This is a genomic window from Rahnella sp. JUb53 (assembly GCF_004346065.1).
GTDB lineage: Bacteria > Pseudomonadota > Gammaproteobacteria > Enterobacterales > Enterobacteriaceae > Rahnella > Rahnella variigena.
Genome location: NZ_SLYT01000004.1, coordinates 380,665 through 394,726 on the forward strand (window position 1 = coordinate 380,665; position 14,062 = coordinate 394,726).

At 54.4% G+C, this 14,062-nt stretch carries 12 protein-coding genes; 6 read left to right on the forward strand and 6 right to left on the reverse strand.

Annotated elements, in window-relative coordinates; translation table 11 throughout:
- The first annotated feature begins 58 nt into the window (after nucleotides 1-58).
- The gene (locus EC840_RS12275) at nucleotides 59-1,042 is read left to right on the forward strand and encodes a LacI family DNA-binding transcriptional regulator (RefSeq protein ID WP_132965540.1); all 984 of its coding nucleotides are present in this window, start codon (nucleotides 59-61) and stop codon (nucleotides 1,040-1,042) included.
- A 333-nt stretch (nucleotides 1,043-1,375) separates the two neighbouring features.
- Nucleotides 1,376-2,728 (forward strand): MFS transporter, encoded by a 1,353-nt coding sequence (locus EC840_RS12280; protein WP_037036162.1) that lies wholly within the window; start codon nucleotides 1,376-1,378, stop codon nucleotides 2,726-2,728.
- 45 nt (nucleotides 2,729-2,773) lie between these two features.
- On the opposite strand, the gene EC840_RS12285 is transcribed toward EC840_RS12280, so the two are convergent.
- Nucleotides 2,774-3,979, reverse strand: coding sequence for a Bcr/CflA family multidrug efflux MFS transporter (locus EC840_RS12285; RefSeq protein ID WP_132965542.1), 1,206 nt, complete (start codon nucleotides 3,977-3,979; stop codon nucleotides 2,774-2,776).
- Nucleotides 3,980-4,006: 27 nt separating this feature from the next.
- Nucleotides 4,007-4,714 (reverse strand): 16S rRNA pseudouridine(516) synthase RsuA, encoded by a 708-nt coding sequence (gene rsuA / locus EC840_RS12290; RefSeq protein ID WP_112290097.1) that lies wholly within the window; start codon nucleotides 4,712-4,714, stop codon nucleotides 4,007-4,009.
- 319 nt (nucleotides 4,715-5,033) lie between these two features.
- On the opposite strand from rsuA, the gene EC840_RS12295 reads away from it, so the two are divergent.
- Nucleotides 5,034-6,797 carry a DEAD/DEAH box helicase gene (locus EC840_RS12295; RefSeq protein ID WP_132965544.1) on the forward strand — a complete coding sequence of 588 codons (1,764 nt, stop codon included), beginning with the start codon at nucleotides 5,034-5,036 and terminating at the stop codon, nucleotides 6,795-6,797.
- A 150-nt stretch (nucleotides 6,798-6,947) separates the two neighbouring features.
- The gene (rplY, locus tag EC840_RS12300; protein WP_113877459.1) at nucleotides 6,948-7,238 is read left to right on the forward strand and encodes a 50S ribosomal protein L25; all 291 of its coding nucleotides are present in this window, start codon (nucleotides 6,948-6,950) and stop codon (nucleotides 7,236-7,238) included.
- 233 nt (nucleotides 7,239-7,471) lie between these two features.
- Here rplY and yejK read toward each other — a convergent pair whose 3' ends face one another.
- A complete protein-coding gene (gene yejK, locus EC840_RS12305) occupies nucleotides 7,472-8,476 on the reverse strand; it encodes a nucleoid-associated protein YejK (RefSeq protein WP_119822553.1) in 1,005 nt (334 codons plus the stop codon).
- Nucleotides 8,477-8,798: 322 nt separating this feature from the next.
- On the opposite strand from yejK, the gene EC840_RS12310 reads away from it, so the two are divergent.
- Nucleotides 8,799-9,026, forward strand: coding sequence for a YejL family protein (locus EC840_RS12310; protein ID WP_104921319.1), 228 nt, complete (start codon nucleotides 8,799-8,801; stop codon nucleotides 9,024-9,026).
- Nucleotides 9,027-9,050: 24 nt separating this feature from the next.
- Nucleotides 9,051-10,832 carry an LPS biosynthesis-modulating metalloenzyme YejM gene (yejM, locus tag EC840_RS12315; protein ID WP_120162038.1) on the forward strand — a complete coding sequence of 594 codons (1,782 nt, stop codon included), beginning with the start codon at nucleotides 9,051-9,053 and terminating at the stop codon, nucleotides 10,830-10,832.
- A gap of 75 nt (nucleotides 10,833-10,907) precedes the next feature.
- On the opposite strand, the gene EC840_RS12320 is transcribed toward yejM, so the two are convergent.
- Genes EC840_RS12320 through EC840_RS12330 form a run of 3 tightly spaced genes read right to left on the reverse strand, consistent with a single transcriptional unit; the run spans nucleotide 10,908 to nucleotide 14,030 of the window.
- On the reverse strand, nucleotides 10,908-11,414 hold the full coding sequence (locus tag EC840_RS12320; protein ID WP_132965546.1) for a protein disulfide oxidoreductase: 507 nt from the start codon (nucleotides 11,412-11,414) through the stop codon (nucleotides 10,908-10,910).
- Entirely contained in the window at nucleotides 11,401-11,973 is a 573-nt protein-coding gene (locus tag EC840_RS12325) for a DsbA family protein (RefSeq protein ID WP_240783350.1), read from the reverse strand. Before EC840_RS12325 ends, EC840_RS12320 begins: the two co-directional genes overlap by 14 nt.
- An 11-nt stretch (nucleotides 11,974-11,984) precedes the next feature.
- Nucleotides 11,985-14,030 carry a protein-disulfide reductase DsbD domain-containing protein gene (locus EC840_RS12330; RefSeq protein WP_132965548.1) on the reverse strand — a complete coding sequence of 682 codons (2,046 nt, stop codon included), beginning with the start codon at nucleotides 14,028-14,030 and terminating at the stop codon, nucleotides 11,985-11,987.
- Nucleotides 14,031-14,062: the final 32 nt, after the last annotated feature.

Genomic DNA, 14,062 nt, shown 5'->3' on the forward strand with positions numbered 1-14,062 from the left:
CGGCGCTTTCTGTTTCAATAACAAGGTATCTTTGCAGGCCCAATCAGGAAAATTCCGCATGAGAAATCAGCGCGTGACATTACAGGACATCGCCCAACTGGCGGACGTCACAAAGATGACGGTCAGCCGTTTTCTGCGCACGCCGGAAAAGGTGTCTCCTGAAACCCGCGAACGCATTACGAAGGTGATGGAAGAAGTGGGATATCCGCTGGAAGAAGCCCGCGGACCGGCCAAAGCGCCGCGTATCGGCATCTTAGTGCCCTCGTTCAACAACCAGATTTTCTCCGATTTGCTGGCTGGCATTGAGTCGGTCACTTCCGCACAGGGCTTTCAGACGCTGGTGGTCAATTACGATTACAGCAAAGAACGCGAAGAAGAACATATCGTCAATCTGCTGGGTTATCAGCTGGCAGGGCTGATCCTGACCGATTCCGTGCATACGCTGAAAGCCGATAAGTACCTGAATGCTTCTGAAATTCCTGTCGCACAGGTGATGGATCTCGATGACACGCACGGGCGCATTGCGGTCGGTTTTGATAATCAGCAGGCCGGTTACGATATGGCGAATACCCTCCTCGCCAGCGGCAAAGAGCATGTGGTGTATTTCGGTTCGATGTCGGATGCCCGTGACCAGAAACGTTATCAGGGTTACAGCCGCGCCATGACTGAACGGGGTCTGACGCCGGTACATATCACGCCCAATAAAGTTTCATCGGTGTCTATCGGCGCCGGAATGTTAGCCATGGCGCGTCAGTTATATCCGCAAACTAACGCGATTTTATGTACCAATGACGATATTGCGGTCGGCGTGTTACAGGAATGTATCAAATTAGGCATCCGCGTTCCGCAGGACATGGCGATTTCGGGCTTCCATGGATTAGATATCGGGCTGGCGACCACACCATTACTGGCGAGCGTGATCACGCCGCGCTTTGAGATGGGTAAAGTGGTGGCTGAGATTTTGCTTAAAAAAATCAGAAAGTTGCCGACAATCGAACGCGTGGATCTGCACTACCGAATTTCCCTCGGCGGCACGATTTAATTCTTCTTTCAGCCTCCATTTCGCCCCTCAATCCTGCACGCGAACTCCGGTGCAGGATCACGTATGTGGTAACACCTTTTCTTAACATAATTCAACGTGACGCCTGTCACGAAATACTTTCCTCAAAATGCTTTTATTAAGTCATCGCCGAAAGACGAAATAGTAATTAGTAAATTAAACGTCGCATTGAACATGCTCTAAATAATTCGGGTTGCGGGAAGGCGGCAAGGCCGTTAATCCCCGGGAGCTTACACAAGTAAGTGACCGGGCTTGGCGGGCGCAGCCAACGCATCTGCAACCTGAAGTATGACGAGCATCACCGAGGATCACAGAATGGATAATAAGATTCCTAAGGCCCGCTGGTTACGTGTTATTACACCAATACTTATCGCCTGCATTATTTCCTTCATGGACAGGGTTAATATTAGTTTCGCCATGCCCGGCGGTATGGACGCGGAATTAGGGATTACCGCTTCAATGGCCGGACTGGCCGCCGGTATATTCTTTATCGGTTATCTATTCCTGCAGGTTCCGGGTGGCAGTCTGGCGGTTCACGGCAGCGGACGGAAATTTATCGCCTGCTCGCTGATTGCCTGGGCGGTGATCTCCATCCTGACCGGCTTTATCACCAATCAGTATCAGTTGCTGTTCCTGCGCTTTGCGCTGGGTGTGGCAGAAGGCGGGATGTTGCCGGTGGTGCTGACCATGGTTAGCAACTGGTTCCCGGATAAGGAGCGCGGTCGCGCCAATGCTTACGTGCTGATGTTCGCGCCGCTCGGCGGGATGATCACCGCGCCGCTTTCGGGTCTGATTCTGGATACGCTCGACTGGCGCTGGTTGTTCATCATCGAAGGGGCATTGTCTTTCGTGGTGATGATTTTCTGGTGGTTCACCATCAGCGACCGTCCGGAAGAAGCGAAATGGCTGTCAGAGCGTGAACGCGACTACCTGGTGACGGAGCTGAACCGCGAACGTGAAGCCCTGAAAGCGCTGGCACCGGTGAATAACGCGCCGCTGAAAGAGGTGTTCCGTAACAAGTCTATCGTCAAACTGATCATCATAAACTTCTTCTACCAGACCGGGATTTACGGCTATACATTATGGCTGCCGACCATTTTGAAAAACCTGACCGGCGGTGACATGAGTTCAGTCGGCATGCTGGCGATTATCCCTTACGTCGGCACCATGCTGGGGATTTTGGCGATGTCGGTGCTGTCGGATAAAACCGGTAAACGCCGTATGTTCATCGCCCTGCCGCTGTGTGGTTTCGCAGCCTGCCTGGCGGCGTCCGTGGCGTTCGGTCATAACATTATGGCGGCCTACGGGTTCCTGGTCGGTGCCGGTTTCTTCCTGCAAGCCGCGACCAGCGCCTTCTGGACTATTCCGGGCAAAGTCACCACGCCGGAAGTTGCGGGCAGCGCACGCGGTGTGATTAACGGTCTGGGGAATCTGGGTGGTTTCTGCGGGCCATATCTGGTCGGCGTGCTGGTCAGCCTGTACGGTCAGAGCACCGCGATTTATGCGCTGGTAGCCTCATTGCTGATTGCCGCCGCGGTCACGACGTTACTGCCGAAAGAGTGCGATATGGCGCTGGTGCCGGGCGCAAAAGCCAAAGCCATGGCCGACGAATATGCCCGTGCCAAAGCAGCGCGACGCGTTCAGGGAGTGAAAGCAGAAGTGATTTAATGCTTCTGCTCTTTCCCCTCTTACGAGGGGAAAGAGCAGTCTGAGTTATGCCGTTTCCGCAGTGACTTTCGCCGGACGGCTGGCGTAGAGATACAGCAGCGTCGCAGCCAGAATACAGAACGCCATTGAACCGACCATCGGCCAGGCGCTTTTTGCAGTAAACAGTGACAGGACCGAACCAATCGCTGCACCGGTGCCGAAGCGGATCGTCCCCGCCAGTGAAGCCGCAGTACCGGCCATATGCGGGAAGTCATCCATAATCACCGCCATGGCGTTTGACGTGACCATCGCAATCACACCGACATATCCCGCCACACCAATCACCATCGCCCAGAACGGCAAACCGAAGGTACAGACGATCACCAGCCACATGCCCATCGTCAGCTGCACAAACAGCCCGAAGCGGAACATCTTCACCGCGCCCGCACGGCGCACATTACGGCTGTTAATGAGAGTCAGGATCACCAGCGCCACAATGTTCAGCGCGAAGTAAAAACCGAAGTGCTGCGGCGAAACGCCATTCAGTTCGATATAGACAAACGGACCGGCGCTGAGGAAGGAGAACATCCCGGCGAACGAGAAACCACTCGCCAGCATATAGCTCAGCACGCGTTTATGGCGGAACAGTGAGGCAAAGTTACCGACGCTGGTACGCAGATGAAACTTCTGCCGTCGTTCTTTGGGCAGCGTCTCTTTGATATAGACGCCCACCAGCGTGGCGGCGATCAGCGCGGCAATTGCCATCGCCCAGAAAATCGCGTGCCAGCTGAAAACCGCCATCAGCAGCCCCCCGAGCATCGGCGCCAGCAGCGGTGCGACGGTCATGACCAGCACCACAAAAGACATCATTCGCGAGAATTCGTCTTTGGTGAACATATCGCGCATCAGCGCATTGATAACGACACTGGCGGCGGCGGCGGCAAGACCATGCAGGAAGCGCATCCAGACCAGCTGTTCGACCGATTGCGCCAGCGCACAGGCACCGGCAGCGACGGCAAAAACCAGCACGCCCCAGAAGATAACCGGCTTACGCCCGAGGCTGTCCGCCATCGGTCCGTAAAACAACTGCCCTATCGCAAAACCCAGCACATAGGCGCTGAGCGTCATTTGCACACTGCCCGCCGGAACACCATATTCCTGCGCGATGACGGGCATACTTGGCAGATACATATCGATGGCCAGTGGCATCAGCATCGATATCAATCCCAGGATGAAAATCAGTCCGATGTGGGATACCGGTTTTTCTTGCACTTTCAGCTGCTCCAGTTTTAGGAAAAACTAGCGCGAGGGAACGCCAACGCTGGCAATTTCCTGCGCGGTTAAAGGCCGGTACTGACCCGGTTCTAAATCTTCATCCATCACGATTTCACCGATACGTTCACGATGCAGACCCACCACGCGGTTACCCACGGCGGCAAACATGCGTTTCACCTGATGATAACGGCCTTCGCTGATGGTCAGGCGCACCAGGCAATCTTCGATTTTCTCGAGTTGTGCCGGTTTGGTCAGGGAATCTTCGTTATGCAGCTGAACACCCGCTTCAAACTGCGCAGCGGTATCGTCAGCCAGCGGATGTTCGAGATTAACCAGATAGGTTTTTTCGCAGTGATGACGCGGTGAGGTGATGCGGTGTGACCACTGGCCGTCGTCGGTCATCAGTACCAGACCGGTGGTGTCGATATCCAGACGCCCTGCCGCATGCAGCTTGTAGGCCACCGGTTCTTCGAGGAAATACAACACGGTCGGATGATCAGGGTCATCGGTAGAACACACGTAGCCCTGCGGTTTGTTGAGCATGAAATAACGCGGGCCGGTGATTTGATCCAGTACGTTGCCGTCAAATTCGACACGCTGCTCAGGGCTGATTTTCATCGCACCCGTTTTAACGATTTCGCCGTCAACGGTGACACGTTTGTTGCGAAGCTCACGCAAAACCAGCGCGCGGCTTACACCTAATTGCTGAGATAGAAACTTGTCCAGACGCATTGAGTAGACTTGCCTTCATGGCGATCTGAGTGATCGCGTTACTGATAAAACACAAGACCCCGCCGTCGCTATAGGCAACTGACAGGGTTCAGGGTTGTTCGATTCGTAATAATTGCAACGAGTTATTATTACTTAGAGGAGGCAGACAGGCTGCCACATTGAGGCGAACAGTATAGCCGCGCAACCGGTCAGGAAGAAGGAAAATAAGCAGGCTAAACATTCACGTCAGGTGATTTTTTTGCTCATCGCTATAGCCCTGATTTCTTGGCATACTCCACCACTGTCTTTATTAACAGTAAAACTACAGGTGACTGTTGCCGTGACCGCTTTTACGCTTCGCCCCTATCAGCAGGATGCCGTGGATGCCACCCTGCGTCATTTCCGCCAGCATGACGAACCGGCAGTGATCGTATTGCCGACCGGCGCGGGGAAAAGTCTGGTGATTGCCGAGCTGGCGAGAGTAGCGCGCGGCCGCGTTCTGGTGCTCGCCCACGTCAAAGAGCTGGTGGCGCAAAACCACAGTAAATACCTTTCTTACGGCCTGGAGGCGGATATTTTCGCCGCTGGCCTGAATCTCAAGCAAAGCAGCGGCAAAGTGGTGTTTGGCAGCGTGCAGTCCGTCGCGCCTAATCTGGCAGAATTCAGCGGTGAGTTTTCCCTGCTGATTGTCGATGAATGCCACCGGATTTCCGACGATGACAACAGTCAGTATCAGCAGATCATCGGCCATCTTAAGGCACAAAATCCGCGTCTGCGCCTGCTCGGCCTGACCGCCACACCTTACCGTTTAGGCAAGGGCTGGATTTATCAGTATCACCATCAGGGCATTGTGCGTGGCGATGCGAACAGTCTGTTTCGCGACTGCATTTATGAACTGCCGCTGCGTTACATGATTAAAAACGGTTTTCTGGTGCCACCTGAGCGGCTCGATATGCCGGTGGTGAGCTACGATTTCAGCCGGTTGCAGGCCAACAGCAACGGGCTGTTCAGCGAAGCAGATATGAATGACGAACTGCGTCAGCAAAAGCGTATCACGCCGCACATCATCAGCCAGATTGTTGAATTTGCGCAGGATCGCAAAGGCGTGATGATTTTCGCCTCGACGGTGGAACACGCGGGTGAAATCTTCGGTCTGCTGCCCGACGGCGAAGCGGCGCTGATCAGCGCACAAACGCACGCCGTCGAGCGCGACCGGCTGATCAATGCGTTTAAAGCGCAGCAGTTACGCTATCTGGTGAATGTGTCTGTGCTGACTACCGGCTTCGATGCGCCGCATGTGGATCTGATCGCCATCCTGCGCCCGACCGAATCCGTCAGCCTGTATCAGCAAATCGTCGGCCGCGGGCTGCGGCTGGCGCCGGGCAAAACCGACTGCCTTATCCTCGATTACGCCGGTAATCCGCACGATCTGTTTACGCCGGAAGTCGGCAGCCATAAGCCTGCGGGCGATAACAAACCGGTGCAGGTGTTCTGTCCCGCCTGCGGTTTTGCCAATATCTTCTGGGGGAAAACTACGGAAGACGGCACCATCATTGAGCATTTTGGCCGCCGTTGTCAGGGCGTGCTGGAGGATGACGAGGGCAATCGCGAACAGTGCGATTTCCGTTTCCGCTTTAAAAGCTGCCCGCACTGCGGCGCGGAAAACGATATCGCCGCGCGACGCTGTCATCAGTGTCAGGAAATTCTGGTTGATCCGGACGATATGCTGAAAGCCGCGCTGCGCCTGAAAGATGCGCTGGTGCTGCGCTGCGGCGGCATGAACCTGGAAAACGGTCGCGATGACAAAGGCGAATGGCTGAAGATCACCTATTACGATGAGGACGGCGCGGACGTTTCCGAGCGTTTTCGCCTGACGACGCCCGCCCAGCGCATGGCGTTTTTACATAATTTCCTGCGTCCGCACCAGCGTGCGCCGGGCGTGCCACTGGAATGGAATACCGCTGCGGATATCGTCGCGCAGCAGGTTTTACTGCGTCATCCGGATTTTGTGGTGGCACGCATGAAAGGCCAGTTCTGGCAGGTACGCGAAAAAATGTTCGATTATGAAGGCCGGTACCGGCGCGCAAATGAGCTGCGCGGGTGAGTAAACCAGCGATTTGTATTGCTGCCGTTGCCCTGCTCCGGTATCATACCGCCCGCTTTCGCCTTGTGTGAAAGCCGCAGTACTCAACTCGTCACTCGGTCGCAGGTGGCGGGGCACATTTTAGAAGTAGTTCTAATCGAGAAACATACAATGATCACTATCAATGTAGAAGTACGTCCACAGGACGAGCAGGGCAAAGGTGCGAGCCGCCGCCTGCGTACAGCTAACAAATTCCCAGCTATCGTTTACGGTGGCTCAGCTGCTCCGGTTTCTATCAAACTGGACCATGATTCTGTTAAGAACATGGAAGTTAAAGCGGAGTTCTACTCTGAAGTTATTACTCTGGTCATCGACGGTAAAGAAACCAAAGTTAAAGTTCAGGCTGTACAGCGTCACCCGTTCAAGCCAAAACTGGCTCACATTGACTTCGTTCGCGTTTAATAACGCGACTTTACTCTCTGAGTAAAAAGTTAGTGCGCATCGGGACGCCGTGCGAGAACAAATAAAAAACACCGCCCAGGCGGTGTTTTTTATTGCCTGAAATCTGCCGATACCCTAAATAATTCAGGTTGCAGAAAGGCGGCAAGTTCGTGAATCCCCGGGAGCTTAGATAGCTAAGTGACCGGGGTGAGCAAACGCAGCCAACGCATCTGCAGCCTGAAGTATGACGGGTATTATTTATTGCCCGCTTTACGCTGTAACTGATCCCGCAAATTCGGCGGTGTGCCTTTAATGGTCAGGGTATCGGTCGCCGGATCCCAGAAAATGCGTTCGCCCATCAGCATGGCATCGAAGTTGATGCTCAGCCCGCCGCCGCTGCCGGCGAATTTGGTCAGCTGACGCAAGGTACTGCGATCCGCCGGGAAGGTTTCTTCCAGCTGATAGCCCTGTTCCTGGGTAAATTCTTTGAATTTCTTATCATTCCACGGGGGCAGCTCTTCGGACAAATCATCCAGAGCGATTTCTTCGCCCGCCTGCAACTGCTCGTTACAGTAGGTATAAACCTGCTGACGGTAATTCTGACGCTCGTTCTTATCGAGCTGCGCTTCGGTACAGAAATCATCAACCGCCTGCAACAGGCCGCGGTTCTGTGCTTTGGTATCCAGACCTTCAGACGCGCCCAGGAAATCCATAAAGAAATCAGAAACTTTTCGCCCTACCCGGCCTTTGAGGAAAGTCAGGTAACGGGTAGATTCCGGATTGGTTTCCCATTCGGTCAGATCAATGCGCGCCACGATATCGGCATGATTGATATCGAGGTAATGAATGCTGCTGACATCCAGTTGCTCGTTGACGCGCATACTGCTGCGGCTGTTAAGCACCGCCACCAGTAAATATTCCACCGCCAGGAAGCGGTAATGACAAAACAGCACCACGCCGCCTTCGGCAAACGGATACTTCGCCAGCTCATCACGCAGACGGCCGGTCGCAGCGCGGCTGAATGACAGAAAATCGTCGTCCCCTTTGCGGCAACTGCGCAACGCCACAGCCAGTTCGCTGTCTTCATTGAACAGACCGTAGGCTTTGCTTTTAGCGCTGTAGACGCGGTGCAGCTCGGCCATCATTTCATCAACGGCCGCATTCGGCGTCAGAAGCGTATCGCGCAGCACAACATCCAGCGTTTGCTCGTCACGTTTGTTCAACTGGTGCAGAGCAATCTGCTCAATATCCAGACTCATGGGGACTTTCTCCTGTGTGAATTGCAGCCGTGTAAGAAGGGTTTGCCTGCGGGGCGTATTCAAACACCGAAGCTCTAAAGCCGCAACCGCTCATACCTTAGAAATGGGGATTTAATGAGATAAAAACCCCAAAATAATTCGTGTTTCAGGAAGGCGGCAAACGAAGAAATCCCGATGAGCTTACTCCGGTAAGTGATTCAGGTGACTGCGCGCAGCCAACGCATCTGTAACCCGAAGTATGAAGGGGTTATAAAAATGCGGAAAGTAGGTCTGTGATCGGCTAAGATATTGGACTTTGTCAGATCAAGAAGCACAATACTCTATGGCACAATCATCCCGTTACAGTGACGAACACGTTGAACAGATCCTTTCCGAGCTGGCGACTGTTCTCGAAAAGCACCGCGCCCCGACAGACCTTTCTTTGATGGTTCTGGGCAATATGGTGACTAACCTTATTAATACCAGCGTCGCTCCTGCACAACGCAAAGCCTTGTCCCAGTCTTTTGCTAAAGCGTTGCAAGCGTCGATAAGAGAAGATAAAGCCCATTAATTCACAAACTGCCCAATACCTCTCATGGTGACAAATCGTCAGCGCTATCGCGAAAAAGTATCCCAGATGATCAGCTGGGGGCACTGGTTCGCCCTGTTTAATATCCTGCTCATTCTCGGGCTCGGCAGCCGCTACCTGTTTGTTTCAGACTGGCCTTCTTCTTTGCAAGGGCGTATTTACGCGCTGGTTAGCTGGCTTGGGCATTTCAGCTTTATCGGATTCTCTGCTTATTTGCTGATTATCTTCCCGCTGACCTTTGTGGTGATGTCGCAACGGCTGCTGCGGTTCTTGTCTGCCATTCTGGCGACCGCCGGACTGACGTTGCTGCTGGTTGATACCGAGGTCTTTACCCGTTTCCATCTGCATATCAATCCGGTGGTGTGGGAACTGGTGGTTAACCCCGGACAAGGCGAAATGGCGCGAGACTGGCAGCTGATGTTTATTGCTGTGCCGGTCATTTTCCTGCTCGAAATGCTGTTTGGCACCTGGGCATGGCAGAAACTGCGCAGCCTGAACCGCCGTAATTTCGCCAAGCCGATTGTGGTGCTATTCATTGCCAGTTTCTTTGCGTCGCACCTGATGTATATCTGGGCGGATGCCAATTTCTATCGTCCGATCACCATGCAGCGCGCGAATCTTCCGCTCTCGTATCCGATGACGGCACGTAAATTCCTTGAGAAACACGGCCTGCTGAATGCCGAGGAATACCAGAAACGGCTGATCGAACAAGGGAATCCCGAAGCGCTGGCAGTGGAATATCCGCTGAACTCCATCAGCTTTGCGAAAACCGGTTCAAAATATAATTTGCTGATGATTGTGGTGGATGGTGTTCATACCGCCACGCTGGATAAAGATATGCCAGCGCTGAGTGATTTCGCCAATCATAACATCCGTTTTGACCAGCATTTCAGCTCCGGCAACCGTAATGATACCGGCCAGTTCGGCCTGTTCTACGGGATTTCCCCAAGCTATATGCAGGGCATTCTGGCGGCTCGCAAACCTTCTGCACTGGTGACGTCGCTGGAGCAACAGGGTTATGAATTTGGTCTGTTTGCCTCGGACGGCTTTAACAGCCCGTTGTACCGTCAGGCCTTGCTGACCGATTTCACCTTGCCGCCGCCGGTTAAACAGTCCGATGGGCAAACCGTGAGTCAGTGGCAGCAGTGGCTGAACGTGCGGGGTAATGGCCCGTGGTTCTCTTACGTCAATCTGAACGGCATCAGCGCGGCGTTACGTCAGGACAGTGAAAGTGTGCCGACAGGTAACACCTTCATTCACCGCTATCAGGCCGGTGCTCTGAGCGTTGATGACCAGATCAAGTCCATTCTGCAATCGCTGAAAGACCGCGGTGAGCTGGATAAAACCGTAGTGGTGATCACGGCGTCTCACGGTATTGAATTCAACGAGAACGGCACCTGGGGTTCAGGCAATGCCATGAACCGCCGCCAGCTGCAGGTTCCGCTGATCATTCACTGGCCGGGCACACCTGCGCAAAGTATCAATAAGCTGACTGACCATGCGGATGTGATGACGACGCTGATGCAGCGTCTGTTGCACGTCACGACGTCACCGGCGGATTATTCGCAGGGTGAAGATTTGTTTGCTGCCAAGCGTCGCCATAACTGGGTAACCACCAGCGATGACGGAACGCTTATCATCACGACACCAGATCAGACGCTGGAACTGGAAAGCAACGGCGATTACCGCGCCTTTGATACCGACGGCAAACGGATTAAAGATCAGAAACCGGAGCTGGGTTTACTGCTTCAGGTGCTGACCGATGAGAAACGGTTCCTCGCGAACTGATTTCCCAGCCATAAACGTAATATGAAGAAAGGCCTTCACCACGGTGAAGGCCTTTTGTTTTCTGAAAGCAGCCAATCAGGCGCGGATTTTCGCCCACCACATCCGCGCTTTCATCCCCCGGTAAGAGGTCCAGCCCGTTGTCGTGGCGATAACCTGCCCTTTATCAATAATGATAAACGTCGGGGTGACGCCGATATCCCATTGCGCCGACAAATCGCCACGTGAATCATTAACCACCGGCATCTGAATGCCCTTTCCTTGCAGATAACGCGCCAGCGCCGCGTTGTCGCCCGAACGCAACGCCACGGTCAGAACGTTCTCTCCTTCTTCTGACAGCCGGGCAACGGAAGGTGTGGTCATTTTGCAGACGCCGCACCACGTTGCCCAGAAGTAGACCAGCAGCGGACGCTGCTGGCTTTGCTCGTCGAGCGTCAGGGACTGATTGCTGAGCGTCTGCAACGGCTGGCTGCCGAAACTGGCGGGAGCCTGCGGCGCACGCAGAAAATCCATTCCCAGCATCACCACCATAATCAGCACAACAAGAATCGCACCTTCGCGCGCCCAGCGTTTAAGTCTGGTCATGTGTTGCCTTCGCCAGTTGTTCCTTCACGACTTTCTGCAAATCCTCATAAGAGATAGCGCCTGCGATCAGCTGATCGCCAATAATGGTCGCTGGCGTCCCCTGAATCCCCAACACTTCGGCAATCTCCACATTGGTTTTCAGTTCAAGGTAACTGGCTGGCGTCACGCGTATAGGTTCCAGCCCGGCATATTTCACGGCCTCCAGTGCGCTGGCCTCATCATGCTGCCCTTTTTTAGACATCAGCCGCTGATGCACGAGCAGAAACTTTTCCGGATGTTGTTCCCACACGGTCATCGCCGCACGACCGGCAATAATGGAACTCGCACCGCGGAAAGGCAGCAGTTTAATCACCACTTTTACGTCAGGATTTTCTTCCGCGACCTTTTCCAGCATCGGGTCAAACTGCTTACAATAAGGACAGTTGTAGTCAGTAAAAGACACGATCGTCAGCCGGGGATTTTTCGCGCCAAACCACGGTGAGGCCGGATTATTAAACAGGGTATCTTCCGGCGTCATCGCCAGAACAGCCGGTGAAATAACCATCATCATAATCAGCATTAATGTTTTCATTATCGGGCTCCACGGGCATCTTCCAGCCCCTGTAATACGGCATCACGGGTAAGCAACGGCGATAAAATTTCACCGGCAGGATTATGCGGACCATAAATTTGATTAAACGGCACGGCGACGCTGCCGCGTTTTTGCAGGAATTCAGTGATCGGTTTTGACGGCAACGTCCAGTCACCGCGCAGTGCCACGACGTCGTTTTCCGTCAGGGCTTTCTGCACGTCTTCACTCATCAGTACGTTGTATTTGTTGGCTTTACAGGTCACACACCAGTCGGCGGTAACATCCACAAAGACCACTTTTTTAGCCGCCAGCGCACTCTGAATCGCCTCTTCGGACAGCGGTTGCCAGGCAATATCATCGCGCAGCGGTTTGCCGCCAGCGCCTGAAAACTGCGTGACAATCACCATCGCGGCGCCGGCCATAAGTACGCCCGCACCAGCGGTCAACGCACAATTGCGCAGGCCATAGCGTCGCAGGGATAAGGCAAACAGCATCACCAGCAATACACCTGCCAGCACGGCGACAAACAACGCAGAGAAATGGTTTTGCAAAAGGCTCAGCAACCAGAGACAGGCCGACAGCATCAGCGCGCCGAGGAAAAGCCGCAGCCGTAACATCCAGCGACCGGGACGCGGCAGGCACATCGCCAGCCCCGGCCATAAGGCAATCATCAGCCACGGCAGACTCATGCCGATGCCCAGCATCAGGAACAGTCCCCACAGCACCGGCAGCGGTGCGGCCAGTGCAAACGCCACCGCGGTGCCGAGAAACGGTGCCGAACAGGGCGTCGCCAGCAGCGTGGCAAACGCGCCTTCAGCGAAGTGTCCGCTGAGACCCGAACGCTGATGCGTCGCCAGACGTGTCGTCATCTTTGACGGCAGATTGATTTCAAATAATCCCAGCAGATTGGCGGTAAACACCGCCGTGACCAGCACCATCAGACCAATAAACCACGGATTCTGAAACTGAATGCCCCAGCCCAGCGTCTGACTGGTGTAACGGAGCAGCGTCATCAGCAATGCCAGCGCCAGAAACGAGGTGATGATGCCGCCTGACGACGCCAGAAACTGCACGCGAATGCTTTTACGGTTGCGCTGTTCCACCTGCAAAATACTGCCCAGTTTCATGCCCAGAACCGGCAGAACACAAGGCATAAGATTGAGGATGAAGCCCCCGGCCAGCGCCATCAGCGCCACCTGCCAGAGAGCGATACTGCCGGGCGCATCGGCGGGAAGCGCGCTCACGTCCAGGATAATCTGCTGCGCCAGACCGTTATCAGACAACACAATACTCAGCGTTTTTCCTCTGATATCCTGTGCTTTATCGCCCCACTCGTCCGTCACCGGCAGCGTGAAAAGCGCCCGTTGCCCGTTCACTCTCACCACCGGTTTGCCCAGTGAACTGCCTTCCAGCGTATCGGTAAACACCTGCGGATTTTGCCAGCCTTGCTCGCGGTGAGCGGTAATATGCAGTAACCCCGCGCGATAGCCCGCTGTCACGCTGTCCGCCAGACCTTCCGCAATCGGCACCTTGCCCATCGCGGCGGCGAACTGGCGCGCAAAATCTGCGTTGCCTCCGGCAGAACTGAGATCCAGACTAAAAGGATAGTCGGTGAGAATGCACACGTTGCTGCACACCGGCAGCGTCAGCGTTCCGGCGATTGTGGCAGGCGCGCTGCCGCTGAGGGTGACGGGCAGCGTGACGTCATCGTGATAGCCCTGAGTTGTCATGCCCGCCACATCAAACCGTGCGGGTGTCGGCCAGAACCATTTAACCTGTTGCGCAGTGACCGGCTTTTGCCACTCTACCGACGGCGCAATACCGCCCTCGCCCGGCGAACGCCAGTAGGTTTTCCAGCCCTTTTCGAGGCTGACAGAAAGCAGCAGACGGGTTTCCTGCTCAGAAGAATCGGCGGACTGCGCCTGTATGCGCACTTTTGCATGGGTATTTTGCGGGCTTTGCAGCCAGCCGGTGTCAGCAGCATATCCGGTATGCAGCCAGAGCATCAGCAGACAGCCAGCGGCCGCCCTGAATAAACTTCGCATAGATTTTCTCCAAAAATAAAATGTCACATCCT

Coding starts and splice junctions, on each gene's coding strand:
- EC840_RS12275 (WP_132965540.1), top strand. CDS start 59: ATGAGAAATCAGCGCGTGACATTACAGGACATCGCCCAACTGGCGGAC.
- EC840_RS12280 (WP_037036162.1), top strand. CDS start 1,376: ATGGATAATAAGATTCCTAAGGCCCGCTGGTTACGTGTTATTACACCA.
- rsuA (WP_112290097.1), bottom strand. CDS start 4,714: ATGCGTCTGGACAAGTTTCTATCTCAGCAATTAGGTGTAAGCCGCGCG.
- rplY (WP_113877459.1), top strand. CDS start 6,948: ATGATCACTATCAATGTAGAAGTACGTCCACAGGACGAGCAGGGCAAA.
- yejK (WP_119822553.1), bottom strand. CDS start 8,476: ATGAGTCTGGATATTGAGCAGATTGCTCTGCACCAGTTGAACAAACGT.
- EC840_RS12310 (WP_104921319.1), top strand. CDS start 8,799: ATGGCACAATCATCCCGTTACAGTGACGAACACGTTGAACAGATCCTT.
- yejM (WP_120162038.1), top strand. CDS start 9,051: ATGGTGACAAATCGTCAGCGCTATCGCGAAAAAGTATCCCAGATGATC.
- EC840_RS12320 (WP_132965546.1), bottom strand. CDS start 11,414: ATGACCAGACTTAAACGCTGGGCGCGCGAAGGTGCGATTCTTGTTGTG.
- EC840_RS12325 (WP_240783350.1), bottom strand. CDS start 11,973: ATGCTGATTATGATGATGGTTATTTCACCGGCTGTTCTGGCGATGACG.
- EC840_RS12330 (WP_132965548.1), bottom strand. CDS start 14,030: ATGCGAAGTTTATTCAGGGCGGCCGCTGGCTGTCTGCTGATGCTCTGG.